Consider the following 16,162-nt stretch of genomic DNA (forward strand, 5'->3'; position numbering starts at 1 on the left):
CAATTGATTACACGCTAATTTAACAAATACATGACAATGTTTTCATATATATTCTAGTATATTTTACCTTTAATTACAATAATTTTTTTCTAAAATTTTATCATTTTTTTGTATATGTTTTAATACTTATACTCATTCAATTATGAATTCTTTTTAAAATGTAATCTTTTTGACTATCATTACTATTAAGAAGAAGTTCCATAAAACTTTCATCCTCGATTAATTTCATTATTTGTGTTATTAAATCAATATGATTTTCACTACTAACACTAGCAATAGTTATAAGTATTCTGACATTTTTATGACTAGCAAATACAATTGGAGTTTTAAAAGTGCTTATTGTTATTCCAAAACTATTAACATATTTTCCTGGCTTAGCATGAGGTATTGCTATTTCATCATCAACTACAATTTAAAAGGGAAGTAAAAAACTCCCCAAACATATGGGAAGTTTTTTCTTATCTACTTCAATTAATTGTACCTATGTAATATAGAAAATTATAAATAATACATATTAAATCTTGATTATTGTATTTAATAATTGATAATCCCCAAGGTCGTCGCGAAACGCGACTCCCTTGGGGATTATACTACTCTTTTCCCAATATCTAAATGAAAGTTTCAATTCTCATCTGTTTAATATTCCATTGTTATTATAAAATCTCTCCATTAGATTCTATTACTTTCTTATACCAGTCAAAAGATTTCTTTTTGTATCTTTTTAATGATCCACTACCATCATTATTTCTATCTACATAAATGAAACCATATCTCTTTTTCATTTCTCCAGTAGTGAATGATATTGGATCAATGCATCCCCAAGTTGTATAACCAATAACTTCGACACCATCAATTTCTATAGCCTTTTTCATTTCAACTATATGATTAGATAAGTATTCAATTCTGTTATCGTCATCAACTGTTAAGTCATCTTTAAGAACATCAACAGCTCCAAACCCATTTTCTACTATAAAAATTGGGATTTCATACTTATCGTATAGTTGATTTAAATAAAATCTTAATCCAACTGGATCAATAGTCCATCCCCATTCAGATGTTTTTAAATATGGATTTTCTACAACATCAGCCTTACCTGCTGAATCATTTCCTGTTCTCTTCAGTTCTTTATTTGCTGTTACTACTGTTGTTAAATAATAGCTACATCCAATAAAATCAACTGTTCCCTCTTTTAGAATTTCTTCATCTTCTTTAGTTATATCTAATTTAAAATTATTTCTTTCCCATAACTTTAATGTATGCTTTGGATATCTTCCACGAACATGAACATCTGTAAACATAAGTTGTTCTCTATTTGCTTCTTCTGCCTTCATTATGTCATCTGGATTGCATGAATAAGGATAACTTGGCATTGCCGCAACCATACATCCAATCATGAAATTTGGATTAATTTCATGTCCTATCTTAACAACTTTTGCACTAGCTACAAATTCATAATGAGCAGCTTGATACATAACTTCTTCTTTATTTTCATCTTCTTTATAAATTATTCCAGAGTTAGTGAATGCATAAATTGGATTTGTAGTTATAGTTTGGTTATTTATTTCATTAAAAGTCATCCAATACTTAACTTTATCCTTGTATCTCTTCATCACAACTTCACAAAATCTTACAAAGAAATCAATTAACTTACGATTACGCCATCCACCATAATTTTTCACTAAATTATATGGCATCTCAAAATGACTCAATGTTATTACAGGTTCAATGTTATATTTTAATAGTTCATCAAATAAATCATCATAAAACTTTAAACCTTCTTCATTTGGCTCTAACTCATCACCATTTGGGAATATTCTAGTCCAAGCTATACTTGTTCTAAAGCATTTAAATCCCATTTCAGCAAATAATTTAATATCATCTTTATAGTTTTCATAAAAATTAATTCCATCATGATTTGGATAATAATTTCCTTCAATAATACCATCAGTTATTTTTCTTGGAATAGTATGAGTTCCTGCTGTCATAACATCTGCAATACTTAGTCCTTTTCCACCCTTATTATAACCACCTTCAACTTGATGAGCTGCTACAGCTCCACCCCATAGAAAGTCTTTTGATAATCCCATATTTTAAATACCTCCGTAAATCTTAGTGAACAACCTTTATAATTGAATCATTTTCTTCAATTTCTTTATTATCAATTACAATTACATCTGATAAATCACTTGCATTTGTAACTAATACTGGAGTAACTGTGCTATATCCTTCCTTCTTAATTCCATCAATATTAAATGAAAGAAGCTTTTGTCCCTTTTTAACCTTATCTCCAGACTTAATATGCGTATCATAATACTTGCCATCTAACGCAACAGTATTTAATCCAACATGAATTAAAATTTCTGTTCCATTATCAGATACAATTCCTATAGCATGTTTTGTTGGGAATATAGTTGAAACAACTCCATCAATAGGTGATACAACTTCTCCCTTAGATGGAATAATTGCCATTCCTACCCCTACAGCTCCTGATGCAAAAACTTCATCTTCAACTTCTGATAAGTTAATTTGCTCTCCTTTAATTGGTGATACTAATTCTTCAATTTTATTATCATCTTCTTTAATATCTACTACCTTTTCTGCTTCCATTTCCTTAATTTCTTCTTCTTTTAATCCAAACATGAATGCTAGTACTGTACCAAGAATTAATGCTGTTCCAACACCAAGTACATATCCTATAAATGGAGTGTAAACTGGAGCTGAGAAAATGTTGTGGAATACATAAGCATTACAAGTAACTCCAAATGCACCGCAAATAGCACCACCAACACCACCTGCAATAGCTAAAATTGGAATAGTTCTTCTATATCTTAAAATAACTCCATAAATTATTGGCTCAGTTACACCTGCTAATATTCCTGTTAAAGCAGTTGAACCTGTTAATGATTTTAATTGAGTATGTCTTTTTGATCTTAAGAATAAACCTAAAGCTATACCAATTTGTGCAAATACTGCTGCAACTGCTGCTCCTTCAATTGGATCTCCTCCTGTAGTTGCAAGATTTTGTAATGTAATAGGAGTAAATCCCCAGTGAAGTCCAAATACTGCTAAGAAAGGCATACCTGCACCTAAAACTATACCTGCTAATATATGACTCTTATCAATTAACCACATAACGGCATTAGAAATAACATCACCAACAGTTGTTCCAAATGGTCCAAATAGAATAACTGTTAAAGGAACCATAATTAATAGTGAAAACATTGGTACTAAGAATAATTGTAAGTCTTTTAAAATTATCTTCTTTAATAATTTATCAACCCAGTAGTAAATAAATATTGATACGAATATTGGGAATACACTTGATGCATAATCAATAGGTGTTACTTTTAATCCTAAAAAGTCTACAATACCTTCTGATCCAATTAATCCTGTGTAGCTAGGATCTAAAAGTGCTGCACCAATAGCTCCTCCAACAAACATATTACCTCCAAGCTTCTTAGCTAAAGTTATTCCTAAGAATACAGGTAATAAGTAGAATACTCCATTTCCAGCTGCTGATAAAATAGCATAAGTAGTAGTTGAATCAGACATCCATCCAAATGATGTTAATACAGTTAATAATGCCTTTACCATACCTGCTCCTGCTAAAGCTGGTATTAATGGTGAAAATGCTCCTGATATAGTTTCAAAAATCATAGAAACTAATGATACCTTTTCTCCTTTTTCATTAGAAGAACTATCCTTTAATCCTATTTTTTTTGTGATAGTATCATAATAATCAGTAACCTTATTACCAATTACCACTTGATATTGTCCACCACTATTTACAACAGATAAGACATCTTTCATTTTTTCTAATTCTGCTTTATTAGCAACAGAAGTGCTCTTAAGCTTAAAGCGTAATCTTGTAGCACAATGCACTAAACTTATTACATTGTCTTTTCCTCCAACTAATTTTATTATTTCTTCGGCTTCTCTTTCAAACTTCATTTTAAATCTCCCCTCCAAAATTTATATATAAAAAAAGACCTAAGTTTTTAGAGATGCTAATTAATACAAATTAGATATACAAAAATACAATTAGTATAATTTCTAAATAAAATAACTACCGTATATCTAATTCTATAATATAATCTCTTAAACTTAGGTCACGCCTGCTAAACCAGTAACGATCCTACAAATATTTATTTTTTCTTACTAATACTAGACAATCTATTTAAATGTAAAGTTAAATACAACAATTCATTTTCACTTATGTTCCATTTATAAGTTACTTCAAGAAACATTTTAATCTTTTTAGCACATTTAAAATCCTCTGGATATTTAATCTTTACAATTTCCAATAAAGATGTATCAACATTGACGCTTTCATTTTTAAGTTGTCTACTTATAAAACAACGTAAATGTGATATAACCCTTGTATAATCAAAAGAATACTCATTCATTTCTATTCCATAATTATATTTTATAATATCTAATATACTATCTATTATTTTGGTTAATAATAATGTTTCTTCCATATTATCTGTTTCTAAATGAGCATTTGCAAAATGTAATGTTATAAAAGCTACCTCTGAATCTGGGATGTTCTTACCAGTTTTTACTCTTAGGTAATCAACAGCCCTTTTAGAGAATTCATACTCTTCAGGATATATTTGCTTTATCTCCCATTGAAGTGGGTTTCTAAAAAATAATCCATCATCTATTCTTTTTAACATATAGCTAATATGATCAGATAAAGTAATTAAAATCGTATCATTTAATTCATATCCAAGAGCCTCTTTTCCCATTTCAATTATTTCACTAGCAAGCTCTACATCATTTAAAGGTATTCTTCCTAATAATGTATAAAGATCATTTAAAGATTCTTTATCATTAAATATAAATCTTTTTTCTATTTTTTTACTATCTATTAAATCCTTTGGAAACTTTTGAAATCCTATGCCTTTTCCCATAACGATTTGCTCTTTTCCAAGGTCATCTATAACAAGTACTACATTATTATTAAACACCTTCTTAATACGCATAACTACCTCCAAAACAATAAAAAAAGACCCAAAATACCGATATACATAAATTAAGCATATCATTATTCCCGGTCACGCCTGATCAAAATTCGTCAGTAACGATCCATATTCAACTTATATTTAAAGTATAGGTGAAAACTTATTCATTGTCAACAAAAATATACAAATACCATCTAAATTTATTACAAAGAAATTATATATTTATACTTAATTTCATATTAATTGTCCTTTAATCATAAGTAAATAAGTTACCCTTAGTAAAATTAGCAATACTTATACTAAGGACATATATAAGATGTAAATTGTAGTTTTATACTAATTCTTTGTTGTAATTATATAATAATTTATTTTAAAACTTTCAGAAAATAATCAATATTGCCAACAAATACTATTTGTATTATATTTGTATCCATGTTATTATAAATGAGTAGCAAGTTGCTAACAAAATAAAAAAGTTTCATTTCGATAATTAGTTTCTCAAAATTAGAGATTATTATCAAATTAGAATCTTTAATTTTAGGAGGACTATATATGTCAGATAAAACATTAACATGCAGAGATTGTGGAAGCGAATTCGTTTTTTCAGTAGGAGAACAAGAATTCTATAAAGAAAAAGGATTCGATAACGAACCAACAAGATGTGCTGCTTGTAGAAGAGCTAAAAAAGAACAAAATAGAAGATAATTTTAGATTGTTATAAGCTATAGTGAAAACTATAGCTTTTTTATTGTATTTTTAATACTAATGGTTACATCTATAATGTTTAATTTTGAATCTACATAAAAATCTGTAGAATTTTTAATATATTTAAAAGACCTAACGAAACGTTAGGTCCTTTGTTATATCATAAATTTAATGCTTATAATTAAGAATAAAACTGCTTATTTTTGCTTAACTTTTGAAATAATATATAACTTTGTGTGATTATCAAACAAATTACACATAGAGTCATTCTTACACTTCTATAATTACATTCATTATTCCACCACAAACCATTCCTTCATCTTCAGCTACATCTCCAGTCATATCAACTTGCATAGTTATAAAGCTTCCTTCTTCTTCATCTTCTATTAAATCCCTTGCTGCAAGAATTACCTCGCCTTCACTACATCCTCCACCTATGCTTCCAAGTGTTTTTCCACTTTGCCAGACAATCATTTTAGCTCCAGCCCCTCTTGGTGTAGAGCCCTTTGTAGATGTTACTGTAACAATGGCTTTTCTTTCTTCATCTTCTTTTGCAAGATTTTCTAAAACCTTAATATCCATATCAGAATAATTTGTTCTTTTTTTAGCATTTGCACAAGCTATCATATCTGATACACCAAGCCTTTTTTGTGCAATAATCTGAGAAATAATAGATATTGCAATTTCTAATGGCGTAATTCCCCCAATTCTAAAACCTATAGGGGAACATATTCTATTAAGTAGCTCTGCACTATACCCTTCTTCTATAAATTGTTCTTTAATTCCTTGAACCCTTCTATTAGATCCTATCATTCCGAGATATTCTGGTTTTATATTTAAAACTGCTCTAAGACATTCCTTATCATATTTATGTCCTCTTGTAACAATCGCTACATAATCACTTTTATTTACCTTTATTTTTTCAAAAACATTTTCAAAACTTTCGCAAATAATCTCTGTTGCTAATGGAAACCTTTCTCTATTTGCATAGGCCAATCTATCATCAACAACTGTTACCTTAAATCCAATTTTAGCGCCTATATCAGCAAGATGCTCTGAAATATTTCCCCCTCCAAAAATAATTAATCTTGCCTCTGGAAAAAAAGGCTCAATTAAAATTTGTTCTTCATCATTATGTATGATAAGTTCTGGAGTCCTTTTATCTATTGCTTTATTTATTGAATTTTTAATTTCCCCATCAATGTCTAATTCTTTATCAATGTCTAATTCTTTATCAATATCTAATTCTTTATTAATGTTTAAGAAATGTACCTTATTTAAATCTAATAATATTTTTTCTATTTTCTTTCCCCTTTTAAATGAAAGCTTTGTCATCATTACCATACTATGATTGTTTTTCAATTCATTAATAAGTTCTCCATAAGTATTTCTCATATAATCTCCCCCTAGTATTTTGCTGCGCAAAGTAGTGAAATAATGAAAGAGTGAAAAGTGAAGTAAAAAATCCTTGCGGATTTTTGAATTTTTAACTTTATAATTTTGCAGAGCAAAACACCATCAACTCGTTCACTATTAACTCTTCACTAATACTTTGATTCGCTCATTTATATTCAGTAAATCAAATTTACTAATTTTTTATTTAATAATTTTTAGTAGTACAATGTAAGTTGCGAAGATAAATAGACTGTGAAATAAGCATATTCTATTTATCTTCGCCAAACTATATTTTGCGCTTGAAATTATTAAATGAAGAATTAGCCTCATTAATGATATGTATTAAATTGGAGATTTTATTATAATGAGAAACTACAATTCTTATTTAAGATATCTAAGATGGCGTTAAAAATTTTTATTGTTTGAGCGCAGCGAGTTATAAAAATTTAGTCATCTTAGATATCTTAAATTTAGAATTGTATTCGAAATTATACGAAAATCGGAAAGTTAATACATATCATTAAGGTTAATTAGAAATTTATAATTTATGAGCTACAAATTTTCTTTAGCGCTTCTACTAAATCTTCCACGTCTTTTATATTATTTTCTTCTCCAAATGTAAATCTAAGTGAACATTGTGCATTTTCATGAGATAAGCCTATTGCTTTAAGTACATGTGAAGGCTCTAGTAACCCTAAAGAACAAGCTGATCCACTTGATACTGCAAATCCCATTTTATCTAGTTTTAATATCATTGATTCTGCTTCCATTCCCTCAAAGAGAATATTAACATTTCCTGGCAATCTATCAATAGCATGTCCATTCAATCTTGTGTTTGGTATATTTTTTAAAATATGCATTATAGCTTCATCTCTTAAGTTGCATAATTTTTTTTGATATTGATTTAAGTTTTTATTTACTAATTCAATTGCCTTCCCCATACCAACAATGGATGCAACATTTTCTGTGCTTCCACGCTTTCCCTTTTCTTGCTCTCCACCATCCATAAGAGAATCGATGCCTGTACCTTTTTTTATGTATAAGGCTCCTACACCCTTTGGACCATAAAATTTATGTGCTGATATTGATAATAAATCAACTTTTAAATCTTCAACATCTATAGGAATACACCCAACAGCTTGTATTGCATCTGTATGAAATACTATTCTATTCTTTCTGGCTATATCTCCTATTTCTGAAATTGGTTCTATAGTTCCTATTTCATTGTTCGCCATCATTATACTTATTAAAATAGTATCTTTTCTTATAGCTTTTTTTAAATCTTCAATTGATATTTTCCCATCTTCATCAACAGGCAAATAGCTTATTTCAAAGCCTTCTTTTTCTAATCTTTTACAGCTATTGATAATTGCATGATGCTCTATAGCAGAAGTAATTATATGTTTCCCCTTATTTTTGTAGTGCTCAGCAATCCCCTTAATTGCTCAGTTATCAGATTCTGTTCCTCCACTTGTAAAATAAATTTCACTCTTTTTAGCGTTTATAGCAGATGCTACTTGCTCTCTTGCTTTTTCTATTGCTTTTTTACTTTTACGTCCAAGATTATAAAAAGATGAAGGATTTCCATACTGATTTGTTAAATATGGTATCATTTCTTTAAGAACATCATCTTTAATGGCTGTTGTTGCTGCATGATCTAAATATATCATCTTCTTTTCAATTATGTCATTTTCCAAAAACCCACCCCTATTTTTATTCAATTCTCTATATTTATTTTAACATATATTGTATTTAATTCAAATTAATATTATATATTCTATATTTTTAATAAACATGTAGTTTTCATTTTTCTAAACTCAAGAACAATACCCTAGGCACCAGAAAAATAGAAATTATTTCGCATATATCTAATGTAAATAAGGGCATTAAAAGATGAATTAGCTTAAAGTCTCATACTTTCATTCATCTTTATCTAATGCAAATAAAGGACCTCGCGAAACGCGAGGTCCTTTGTGTATCATAATAATATTTTATTTAGTTCTGCTTAATTTCTCTTTCTTTCCCTTATAAAATAATAAACCACCAACTCCTATTATTACAGTTGCAATAACTAATAGATATATTGGATTACTTCCTCCTGTTTTTGGTAAATTTTCATTTGCACCTGAATTTGTATTTCCTGGCTGTTGCTCTTGATTATCAGATCCTGGCTTTTGTCCATTATTATTTTCTCCAGGATTTGATGGATTTTCCCCTGAGTTATTATCTCCTGGATTTCCTCCTTGATTGTTATCCCCAGGTTTTGGTCCTGGATTATTATTCCCTGGCTGCTCTGGCACTTGAGGGTTTGATGGATTTTCTGGATTTCCTGGATTTTCTGGATTTTCTGGATTCTCTGGATTTCCTGGTTGCTCTGGATTTGACGGTTCTTCTGGCTTAACTTCATTTTTAATAAGTCTAATATTCCCAAACCTTGATGTATTAGCATAAGATGCACCTGATGGATCACACCATGTTGCTACCCCTGTTCTTTCACCTGCTGCATTAGCATCATTTACTTGTACATCAAAACCTAAGATATTTCCTTCTGTTGGTGTAATTTCTGTTAATGGTATTGCAAGTTCTACTATATATCCCTTATCAGTAATGGAAGTTTGGGTTGTTAAACCTTCTGGTTTGTCCCCAGAAACTGTAACCATATTTTCAAAGTTAACTCTAATTTGACTATCATCACCTTGATAGCTAGATGTTTTACCATTGTTTTGATCAAGGAATATTTCTATTGAATCTTGTTCCCAAGCATTTTCATTAGACTTATTTAATACTGTATCTGTAACATCAGCAATAACATATAAATTATTGTTGTCCCACATAGTTTTAACTTTTGCTGTTGCTCCTGAATTGCCTGTCACCCATACATCTGTACTTATTTCTTTTGCATTTTTCCATGCTTCATCAAGCTTTCCATCAATTATTGCAGTTCCAAAAATAGAATCTTCAATTTTAGATTTATTACCTAATTTTAAATCTGCAAAGTATTTTGTATTAGTATCTTGAGAATTAGAATAATCATTTAAAACAACAATTGAATTTTTGCTTCCATCAGCATTATAATCGCTTATTCTAACATCAAAACCTATAACTTTTTCAGTAGTTAATGCTATATCTAAAGGAATTACTTTATAAATCAAATATCCATTTTCATCATTAATTGCTTCATTACGTTTAATTGTAATATGCTTATCATCATCTCCATAAGCTTCTGTTTTATCATTATTTAAATCTAAAAACACTTCAAAGTTATCGTCATTATTCTTAGTATTATCATTAACATATGCTTTTAAGTATAAATTCTTCTCATCCCACATAATTTGAGCTTTTGCTGTTGCACCATCTAAACCTTCATAGAAAGTGTTAATATCTAATGTTCTTACTGTTGACCAAATAATATCATCTTTATTTAATGGTTTTCCTTCTACAGCTTGTGTTTGCTCCCTATTAATTTCAGCATTTTGTGGATCTACTATTGAATAAAAGGCAGGTTTTGCTTTATATTTACCATTAAATAATAATGGTTTATAAGTTTTAACCCAAGAAGTATCATCAATTACTCCCCAAATAACTACAGCACTTATACTTTCTTTTTTAGATTTGAATAAATCAAATAATTGTTTGTAGTATCTTCCTTGCTTAAGTAAAACTTCATGGGTTACAGCTTCATTTTCTAACCCCATGCTTACATCTAATTCTGTTACTTGAAGTTCTATTCCAGGTATAGATTCATACTTTTCCATAGATTTTTTAATACTATCCATTGGTACATCTGAACTTACATGCATTTGAAGTCCTACTCCATCTATTGGTACTCCTTCTGCTTTTAATTCTTTTACTAATTCATATAATTTATTAGTCTTAGCATTATTTCTTTCAATATTATAATCATTAATAAATAGCTTTAGTGAAGGGTCTACTTCACGTGCTGTTTCAAAAGCTACCTTTATATAATCTAATCCTGCTATTTGATACCACTTCGAATCTCTATATTCTCCACTATCTGAAATAACTTCATTAACTACATCCCAATACTTTATTGGACTTCCTTCAGACGCAGTACCATATTTTTCTTTATAATGATTTAGTACTGTTCTTATATGGGTTCTTTCTCTTTCTAATAAAACTTCCTTACTTGCCAATTTCCCAGGATTATCTTTGTCTTGAAAGAACCAATCTGGAACTTGATTATGCCAAACTAAAGTATGTCCTCTCATGATAATATTATTAGCTTTTGCATAATCCACTAGTTTATCAGCTTGCTCAAAGGTAAATACTCCTTCTTCCTTTTGCAATGCATCTGGCTTCATTGCATTTTCTGCAGTCATTATATTATAATGCTTATCAATAAGTTGTTCAGTAAGACTATTATTACCAAAGTCTCCTGGATTCACGGCCCCTCCAACTAAGAAATAATCTTTAAAACTTTCATATAAGCTTGGAATATCTTGCTCTATTTCTATTGGCTTTGCTGGTAATTCACCTTCAATTTTAACATTATCAACATAATAAAAAGGTAAATCTAAATTTGGTGCTTCAATATACATACTAGTTGCTTCTTCCGAATCTTCAGTTGCCTTTATGATTCCTTTTATTTCTGTCCATTCACCTTTTTTAGCTTTTACTTCCCCAACAGTTACATATCCTGGTTTAAAAGTTGCTTTTATTGTTTCTTCTGGATTACTTCCTTCATTATACATAACCCAAAGGCTTACATCATAAGTTTTTCCTGAAACCATCTTTTCAGTTAAATTATAACTTGGACCAGCCCATTCAGCTCCTCTTCCAGAAACCTTTAAACTATGACTTCCCTCATAAAAAATATCATTTACTGATTCAAGTGTTACAGTTCCTTGCTTGTCCCATCCTTCAACTCCATTTTCAAAAGTTGAATTTGAAACTATATTTCCTTTCTGTCCGTCTTCAAATGAGCCATTTTCAATTAGATTTTCGGTATCTTTTGCAAATGCATCTATTGATACACTTGAAAAAATACCTAAAGTCATAAATATTACAGTAAGAATATTTACAACTTTAAACTTTTTTCTTTTTCTCATAAAATCACTCCTTATAAACGTTTTCAAAATAGATTATACCTATTCTTCGTGTTTATTGTACCAATTACCAATATATGCATTTAAAATTCATCATTTCATATAATTTCATTATGATTTTATGATATTTTTCACGAATTTGAAACTTATACCATATACTATAGATTTTTTATGGCTTTTTATGAAACTCATATAAAAAGTAGTATTTTACTCTCAAAATATTAATAACCTAGATTCTCCAAAGCTATGGATTTTCTAGGTTCTATAATATTTATTTCATATCTTCAATTCTAAGTATTTTTTACATTTAATTCTAAGTATCTTTTTTTATATTTAAAGCTAATTTACTCTATGCTCACTATTCTTCCATTTCATTTATACCATAGATTATAAGTTTCAGCCTTATATCATTTAGTATGTCCTTTATACCTTTCACTTACTAGGTTATACATATTTTCTGCTGTATTTATACAGTTAAGAACTATACTATTAAAATATAAATCCTCACTAATCAATCCGTAATCCTTAGCTTTATTTGACATAACTTGATCTACTGTTAATTCATTACTTTCTAAGGTTACTTGAATTCTATTTAAAATAGTTTCTATATTATCCAAGACTTCTTTTATATTTTTATCTTCTTGCATAATTCCTTCATTATTAAAAACTGTATAAGCAATTTGCCTAATTTCATGTATAAGTTGTTCATTTATTTCTAATAAATTATTGTAAAAACACTGTTCGTACTCATTTTTCTTTTTATAATTTTTAATATCTAAATTTATTTGATTAGAGCTTATTAATAATTCTCTTAGATATGTATTATCAAACTCATCTTTATTAGCTAATGACTTTCTTAAAATTAGCACCATTTCTCTATCTATTTTAATTAGTTTGTTTACATTTAATTTAAATTCATAACTACTCTTATTAGGTAATATATACTTATTCGCTAAAATTGAAATAATAGCTGCAATAAATATATATACTAATCTAAGTTCTATTGCTTCAGTTCTATCCATTGCTAAGGTAGCTAATGCAAGTCCATAACAAGTAGAATATGATGTCATTATCCATGTTGATGGTGTTACTGAATACATGCATATAGTCATTATAACTATTATTAAAATATGAGCACTTGCTGTGTTAAATATACTAAGTAATAAAAGTGCTAAAATAGAACCAAGTATTGTACCTAATATACGATTATTAATTTTCTCTGCACTATCCTCATAAAAAGGCGCAATCATAAAAAAGGCATTCATAGGAATCCAATAGGAATGATTTAATCCTGTTAATTTTGATATTAAGAAAGTTGCTGTTAGTACAAAAGATAGCCTTAATGCAAAACGTAATTGAAATCTATCTAGTTTTAAATTATATTTAATTCCATGTAGCTTATGAGTCATTTTGGGTATTCTCCAAGTTTCCTTCACATTATCAAAATTTGAATTATTCATATTAGAAAATGCCAAATTTAAAATATTAATTATATATGCTATATCAGCTTCTATTTTCTTATTTGTAAAGCATTGATCCTCTAGAAAATTATCTAATAAATTTATTAAAGATACATTGTCTTTTTCATTAATCTCTTTTGATACCTTTTTAAATAGATTACTTAGTTCCTTTAAATATAAAATATCGCTATCATTTAAATCATCACATATCATATAAATATTCTTTATAACATACTGAAACTTTTGAAAAACAATCATAAAATAATAATTAGTTGAACCAAAGCTATCTACTAAATATTTATAATTTCTACTCGAATATATAAGATTATTTAATTTGTAAATTATTCTATTAAGCTCATCGCTCTCACCTTTTAACTCTTCCTTTTTAGATAACTTATTTATTTGATTAGATAAGTTAAGCAATCCACTTTCTGCTAATTCATAACTATTTTTATGTCTATCTCTTAATGAATTTATAAATAATGCTATAGTTATTACTGCCATACCAAAAATTAATGCAGAAAATCTCTTAGGTAATGCTGAAAATGTAATAGGTCTTAGCTGTAAAAACACAAATGCCATTACATACACAAAATATCCTTTAGGTGTAAAGCTATCTGTATATAAATAAACTATAAGAGATGGTACTATTAAATTACCAGCTACACATAATACTATATTTAAATCTACAATATAAGAGAAAACTGCTATCAACATTAACATGCAAAATATGTTTAGCAATTTTTTTAAATTAAATTCTTCTTTTGATTTCATTCTAAATAAAATTGTTAAAAAAGAGACCATTATTACTTCAGTTGTCCCAAATATCTTCAAAAAAGAAAAAAATAAGCTAATAGCTACAATAATAGTGGGTATTCCATTTATAAATCCATTTTTTGCATTAACTAGCTGCCTTTTTACCATTTCCACTTTTACGTCACCCCTCTAATATTTGCTCTTTATTTTATTATTTTTCATATTCTTTTTTTGTATTCTTTTATAATTTACTCTTTTTTTAATATGTAAAATATACTCTTTTTTAATATAACCAATATATTCTTTTCATAAAATTTTGTCAATTATCGCTTATTATATCCACTTTTAAATCTCCTTCTCAATTTACCCTTACTACTGTAAAATTTAAATAGAATAGCTAACATAGGTTTTACTTGATAAATTGTTTAATCAAAGCTAAAGGGAGTCGTGCAACACGCCTCCCTTAAAGATTTACCTATTAAATCATTTTAGTGTATTTAATAAAATTTCCTAAAATTTTTTTCATTTTCTTGAATAAATTTTTTTGCTTCTTTATATAATCAGCTAATGGTCCTATATTATTAGTTGATGATTCTTTTAAAGCTTTTTTATATTCATCAGATTATTCTCCATTCATATTTTTTAAATACTACCGCTAACCCCATATCATATAGCCTAGTTCTGTACATTAAACTCGCATGCCATTCTTTTATCATTTCTAAAGTAAGCTTTTCATCTATTTTGTCTAATACCATATCAAAAGTATAAAAAGATTTAACAGTTTCTTGAACATCATCTAATGTATGAGTTCCCATTACTATATTTAAGGCTTGGATTAACCTAGTAACTTATGGAGTGTTAATTATCTATACATCTATATGCTATACTAGCAGCACTTTGTGTAAATAATCCTGTTTCCTTTTTATAAATTAATTTACTTATTGGTGATAAGTAAAATAATTTCATTGCTTCATATTTACTTATTGATTTTAATTTACTAATATTTATTATTATATCATCTATAAGCATTACTAGTATTTCATCAAACTCATTCATTTTCATATTATTTTACTTCCTCCATTCCAATAAACTTTAAACATTCCGTAATCACTTGCTGATTATTAATACAAACTTGGTTGTTTGGTGATTTAAATTTTAATCTTTTAATTGCCGTATCGATTTCTATCCATCCTCTTGTTAAAAGGTTTATTGTTGCAAATACTTGATCATCAGCAACTTCCCCAATAGTAATATCATATGGTGATTTTGAATTTATATCTTTTCTATTACTTAAAATAAATTGAAGCCACTCATTAGTCACACCATCATACTCATAAACTGTAAAATTTTTATTGGCAAGATTCAAATCTAATTCATATATAGATACAATTGGAGTTCCTTCTATTTCTCCATTAAAATTAGTACATTTTCTAATGGCCCATTTTTCTGCTTGCTCCTTAAAAGTTGTAGCATAAAATCCCATTCCGAAATCTAATGCTCTATTAGATTTAATTACCTTGGGTTCTTTTATTATCATATTTGACCCATGATATATTATCATACTTTAATCCCCTTACTTCTTAATAAATTTATTATTTCACTTACAATATAATCCTCACCTTGAGTATGGAGTATGTCATAATATTTTATAATATATTCATCTAGTATTTTAGTTCTTTCAGTAAGCAAATTATATACATCTGATGGTATAATATTCAAGTTACGGCTTAATGCAGTTATGCAAAATATAGAAAAGTATAATTGTTCATCATTTATATCATTTCTCTTTATCAAAATATCACCCTCATTAAAT

General features: G+C 28.2%; 11 protein-coding genes and 2 pseudogenes. 1 reads left to right on the forward strand and 12 read right to left on the reverse strand.

Features of this window, described 5'->3' with window-relative positions:
- Positions 1 to 136: 136 nt before the first annotated feature.
- The 4 genes from NSA50_RS19955 to licT all read right to left on the reverse strand — a co-directional run bounded on the left by NSA50_RS19955 (position 137) and on the right by licT (position 4,988).
- A complete protein-coding gene (locus NSA50_RS19955) occupies positions 137 to 412 on the reverse strand; it encodes a PTS sugar transporter subunit IIA (protein WP_374940974.1) in 276 nt (91 codons plus the stop codon).
- Positions 413 to 653: 241 nt separating this feature from the next.
- On the reverse strand, positions 654 to 2,087 hold the full coding sequence (locus tag NSA50_RS12935) for a 6-phospho-beta-glucosidase (protein ID WP_195263728.1): 1,434 nt from the start codon (positions 2,085 to 2,087) through the stop codon (positions 654 to 656).
- A gap of 22 nt (positions 2,088 to 2,109) precedes the next feature.
- Complete coding sequence (locus NSA50_RS12940; protein WP_257445637.1) at positions 2,110 to 3,951, reverse strand: beta-glucoside-specific PTS transporter subunit IIABC; 1,842 nt, start codon at positions 3,949 to 3,951, stop codon at positions 2,110 to 2,112.
- Between the two features lie 194 nt (positions 3,952 to 4,145).
- Positions 4,146 to 4,988, reverse strand: coding sequence for a BglG family transcription antiterminator LicT (licT, locus tag NSA50_RS12945; RefSeq protein WP_257445640.1), 843 nt, complete (start codon positions 4,986 to 4,988; stop codon positions 4,146 to 4,148).
- Positions 4,989 to 5,519: 531 nt separating this feature from the next.
- Here licT and NSA50_RS12950 point away from each other — a divergent pair.
- Complete coding sequence (locus NSA50_RS12950; RefSeq protein WP_257445642.1) at positions 5,520 to 5,672, forward strand: zinc-ribbon domain-containing protein; 153 nt, start codon at positions 5,520 to 5,522, stop codon at positions 5,670 to 5,672.
- Between the two features lie 270 nt (positions 5,673 to 5,942).
- Here NSA50_RS12950 and NSA50_RS12955 read toward each other — a convergent pair whose 3' ends face one another.
- The 8 genes and pseudogenes from NSA50_RS12955 to NSA50_RS12990 all read right to left on the reverse strand — a co-directional run bounded on the left by NSA50_RS12955 (position 5,943) and on the right by NSA50_RS12990 (position 16,143).
- Positions 5,943 to 7,067, reverse strand: a complete 1,125-nt coding sequence (locus NSA50_RS12955) for an XdhC family protein (protein WP_257445644.1) — start codon at positions 7,065 to 7,067, stop codon at positions 5,943 to 5,945.
- A 545-nt stretch (positions 7,068 to 7,612) separates the two neighbouring features.
- Positions 7,613 to 8,737: pseudogene (gene nifS / locus NSA50_RS12960) on the reverse strand (cysteine desulfurase NifS).
- A gap of 321 nt (positions 8,738 to 9,058) precedes the next feature.
- The gene (locus NSA50_RS12965; protein WP_257445646.1) at positions 9,059 to 12,136 is read right to left on the reverse strand and encodes an endo-1,4-beta-xylanase; all 3,078 of its coding nucleotides are present in this window, start codon (positions 12,134 to 12,136) and stop codon (positions 9,059 to 9,061) included.
- Between the two features lie 404 nt (positions 12,137 to 12,540).
- Positions 12,541 to 14,517: an FUSC family protein gene (locus tag NSA50_RS12970; protein ID WP_257445677.1), complete on the reverse strand. Its 1,977-nt coding sequence runs from the start codon at positions 14,515 to 14,517 to the stop codon at positions 12,541 to 12,543.
- A gap of 452 nt (positions 14,518 to 14,969) precedes the next feature.
- Positions 14,970 to 15,176 (reverse strand): annotated as a pseudogene (locus NSA50_RS12975) (Fic family protein); the annotation flags it as partial.
- Between the two features lie 31 nt (positions 15,177 to 15,207).
- On the reverse strand, positions 15,208 to 15,411 hold the full coding sequence (locus NSA50_RS12980) for a hypothetical protein (RefSeq protein ID WP_195429029.1): 204 nt from the start codon (positions 15,409 to 15,411) through the stop codon (positions 15,208 to 15,210).
- Between the two features lies 1 nt (position 15,412).
- On the reverse strand, positions 15,413 to 15,910 hold the full coding sequence (locus tag NSA50_RS12985) for a DUF3990 domain-containing protein (RefSeq protein ID WP_257445650.1): 498 nt from the start codon (positions 15,908 to 15,910) through the stop codon (positions 15,413 to 15,415).
- Positions 15,907 to 16,143, reverse strand: a complete 237-nt coding sequence (locus tag NSA50_RS12990; protein WP_195429026.1) for a DUF3791 domain-containing protein — start codon at positions 16,141 to 16,143, stop codon at positions 15,907 to 15,909. The genes NSA50_RS12985 and NSA50_RS12990 overlap by 4 nt, the downstream gene beginning before the upstream one ends.
- Positions 16,144 to 16,162 lie beyond the last annotated feature (19 nt).

It is taken from the genome of Clostridium mucosae (assembly GCF_024622765.1).
GTDB lineage: Bacteria > Bacillota > Clostridia > Clostridiales > Clostridiaceae > Clostridium.